General features: G+C 57.4%; 2 protein-coding genes. Both read left to right on the top strand.

Features of this window, described 5'->3' with window-relative positions:
- Positions 1-9: 9 nt before the first annotated feature.
- Positions 10-2,022, top strand: coding sequence for a hypothetical protein (locus CVT63_08045; GenBank protein ID PKQ27430.1), 2,013 nt, complete (start codon positions 10-12; stop codon positions 2,020-2,022).
- Between the two features lie 116 nt (positions 2,023-2,138).
- The coding region (locus CVT63_08040) for a hypothetical protein (GenBank protein PKQ27429.1) at positions 2,139-3,554 on the top strand (1,416 nt) is incomplete at its 3' end.

The raw sequence follows: 3,554 nt of genomic DNA, 5'->3' as shown, positions 1-3,554 counted from the left end.
AACGGCACAGTGAACATCACAGACCTCGCTGGAACCGGTTTTCAGACCGGCGCCATTGTTCGCCTCAAGAAGTTGGGACAGCCCGACATCGTCGCCACCAGCGTGGTAGTCACTCCAGAAACCCAGATAACGTGCGACTTTGATCTCACCGGGGCGGCAGGCGGGGACTGGGATGTCTTTGTAGAGAACGCCGACGGGCAATCAGGCACGCTTGCGGGAGGTTTCCAGATCCGCTACCCCGTGCCAATCACTACCTCCATTTCTCCCGCCAGCAAGACTGCCGGAGAAGCTGGCTTTACTTTGACCGTGAACGGAACCAACTTCACGCCGGATTCAGATGTAATGTGGAACGGAGCAAGTCGCGTGACCACTTATGTATCACCCACAAAGCTCACAGCCGTCATCGTGGCAGGAGACATAACAGCAGTCGGGACGGCTAACGTAACCGTGTCCAACCCCGCTCCGGGCGGAGGAACATCCAATGCCCTGACGTTCACAATAATACCGCAGAAGCCATCTATCACTTCAATTTCACCTTCGTTCGGCCCGGCTGGAACCGTCATCACCATCAAAGGCGCGTATTTCGGCCCCTCACGGGGCGCGGCTACAGTCAACTTCAACGCGATCAAGGCCGCCGCGGCGGATTACATCTCATGGTCGGACACTGAAATAGTGGTGAGGGTTCCCTCTGACGCCGTGACCGGGCCGGTCACAGTTACGGCGAACAATGGAACTTCCAACGCAAAAACGTACACCGTAAGCTCACCCATCTGGTATCTGGCGGAGGGCACATCCGACTATGGCTTTGTGACCTACATCACAATCGCGAACCCTAACACGACCGCAGTCACAGCTCTTGTGACTTACATGACAAAGACAGGGCCTCAGACAAGAGCGGAGATTTCATTGCCCGCCATGTCCCAGACATTTTTCGACCCGAGTGGCGACATAGGCCAAACAGACTTCTCTACAAAAGTCGAATGCAAGGAGGAAAAGACGATCTGCGTGGACAGGCGCATGACGTGGACAGGCCCGGGGGCCGACTCCCCGGAGGGTCACTCTTCCGTAGGGGTCACCGCGCCCGCAAAGACGTGGTACCTCCCCGAAGGCTCCAGCAAGTGGGGGTTTGAGACCTGGCTCCTCATACAGAACCCGAGCTCCACAACAGACGCCACGGCGACCGTCACCTACATGATAGAGGGAGAGGAACTAAAGATAGTCACACACAACGTCCCCAGGGCGTCCCGCGCTTCCTTTAACATGGAAACAGACATAGGGCAGAAAGACGCCTCTATCAAGGTAGAGTCAGACATCCCTGTAATTCCTGAGAGGGCGATGTACAGGAACAACCGTCGGGAGGGCCACGACTCCATAGGGACAACCGCTCCCGCAACCGACTACTACCTGGCAGAGGGCACAACAGACTGGGGGTTCACCACTTACCTGCTTGTGCAGAACCCCAACGCCACTCCAACTGATGTCACAGTCACTTACATGACCCCGACAGGAGCAAAGCCCCAGGCCCCGTTCACCATGCCGGCGAACTCCCGCAAAACCATCAAGGTAAACGACGTGGCGGATGTGTCTAAAACAGACCTCTCGACGAAAGTCCACGGCTCTGCCCCCATCATCGCGGAGCGCGCCATGTACTGGGACAACGGGACAGGAGAAGCGTGCCACGATTCAATAGGGATGGACTCACCGCATGCCACCTTCTACCTCCCGGACGGAGAGACATACGCTGGCACGGAGACGTGGACGCTCGTACAGAACCCGAACACAACTCCTGTCTCGGTAGAGATTTCATATCTCACCAACACCGGGACGGGAAACGTTGTTTTCACGGAGACCATCCCTGCTAACTCCCGCAAAACGTTTAACATGGCGGACAAACTGCCGTATATCGGGGCCTCCATCAAAGTCACATCAAAGACCGCCGGTAAAAAAATCATGGTCGAGCGCGCCATGTACTGGAACAACAGAGGCGCCGGCACCGACACAATAGGTGGCTTCTCTAACTAAAACGCAACACAGGGGGTCAAGCCCCTGTGTTGCGTTTCCATCATTTGACAGTTGTAGGACAGTGATATAATTTTTTGTATCGGTATCGAGTTCATGTCTCTTGACAAGGAGGAGTTATGGAAACCGCAGGCGGCAACCGTCAATCAAAGACATTAGGCAAAGTAATCACCACAGTGGCGCTGGTTCTCCTTCTCGCGGGCCTGGCGCCCGGGCTAATCGCCCCGCCGGTCGCGCATGCAGCCATGAACTCTACTCCCAACCAGGGCACCTATGTGACAGATGGAAAGGTGCGCACTGTAGCAATCGTGGGCGGCATTACTTATATAGGCGGCGATTTCCACAACGTGGGCCCCGAAGGTGGCGGGATGACGCCCAGAAACCACATCGCGGCGCTTGACTCCACAGGAGCGCTTACCACCTGGAACCCGAACGCGGACGATGTTGTCGAGTCAATAGTCGTCTCCGGAACCACGATTTATGTCGGGGGATGGTTCCATAACATCGGCACCACTCCCACCGCCAGAAACCACATCGCGGCGCTTGATACCTCGGGCGCCGTCACCGCCTGGAACCCGAACGCGAACAACTATGTCTACACACTTGCCGTCTCCGGAACTACCGTTTACGCCGGGGGGTACTTCGCAAACATCGGAGGGCAAGCGAGAAACGGCATCGCGGCGCTGAACATGACCAATGGAAATGCTGACGCCACCTGGAACCCGAACGCGACCGGGGGCGCTGAAATATGTGACATCCTCATTTCCGGAACCACCGTCTACGTCGGAGGAGGAGGATTCACGAACATCGGCGGGCAAGCGAGAAACGGCATCGCGGCGCTGAACATGACCAATGGAAATGCTGACGCCGCCTGGAACCCGAACGCGAACGCCTACGTCATTACACTTGCGATCTCCGGGGACGGAACTGCCGTTTACGCCGGGGGGTACTTCACGAACATCGGCGGGCAAGCGAGAAACCGCATCGCGGCGCTGAACATGACCAATGGAAATGCAACCACCTGGAACCCGAATGCGAACGACGTTGTCCGCGACATCACGCCGTCGAGCTCAGACGTGTTTATCGGGGGAGACTTCACGACCTTAGCAGGCGGCGCGACAACAAGAAACCGCATCGCGGCACTTGACGTGAGCACCGGCGCCGCCACTGCCTGGAACCCGAACGCAAATAACAACATCTGGGAAGTCTACCTCTCCGGCACTACTGTCTATGCCGGAGGAGACTTCACCACAATTGGAGGAGCAGCCCGCAACCGTTTTGCCAGATTTGACAGTCCAACGATCGCATCCGTGCTCCCCACCTCCGGGGCGCAGGGCCAGACCATGAACGTGGACATCGTGGGAACCGACACGGCGTTCGGGGCGGGCTCGACCGCTTCTTTCGGCGCGGACATAACAGTCAACTCAACAACAGTAACCGACGCCACGCACGCCACGGCAAACATCACCATAGGCGCGGGCGCGGCGGCGGGAACGAGAGACGTGAACGTGACAACCGGCGGAGAAACCCCGGAT

Source organism: Candidatus Anoxymicrobium japonicum (assembly GCA_002843005.1).
In the GTDB taxonomy this organism is placed as follows: domain Bacteria; phylum Actinomycetota; class Geothermincolia; order Fen-727; family Anoxymicrobiaceae; genus Anoxymicrobium; species Anoxymicrobium japonicum.
Note: the sequence above shows the minus strand (reverse complement) of the source record. Positions and strands in the feature narration are given on the sequence as shown.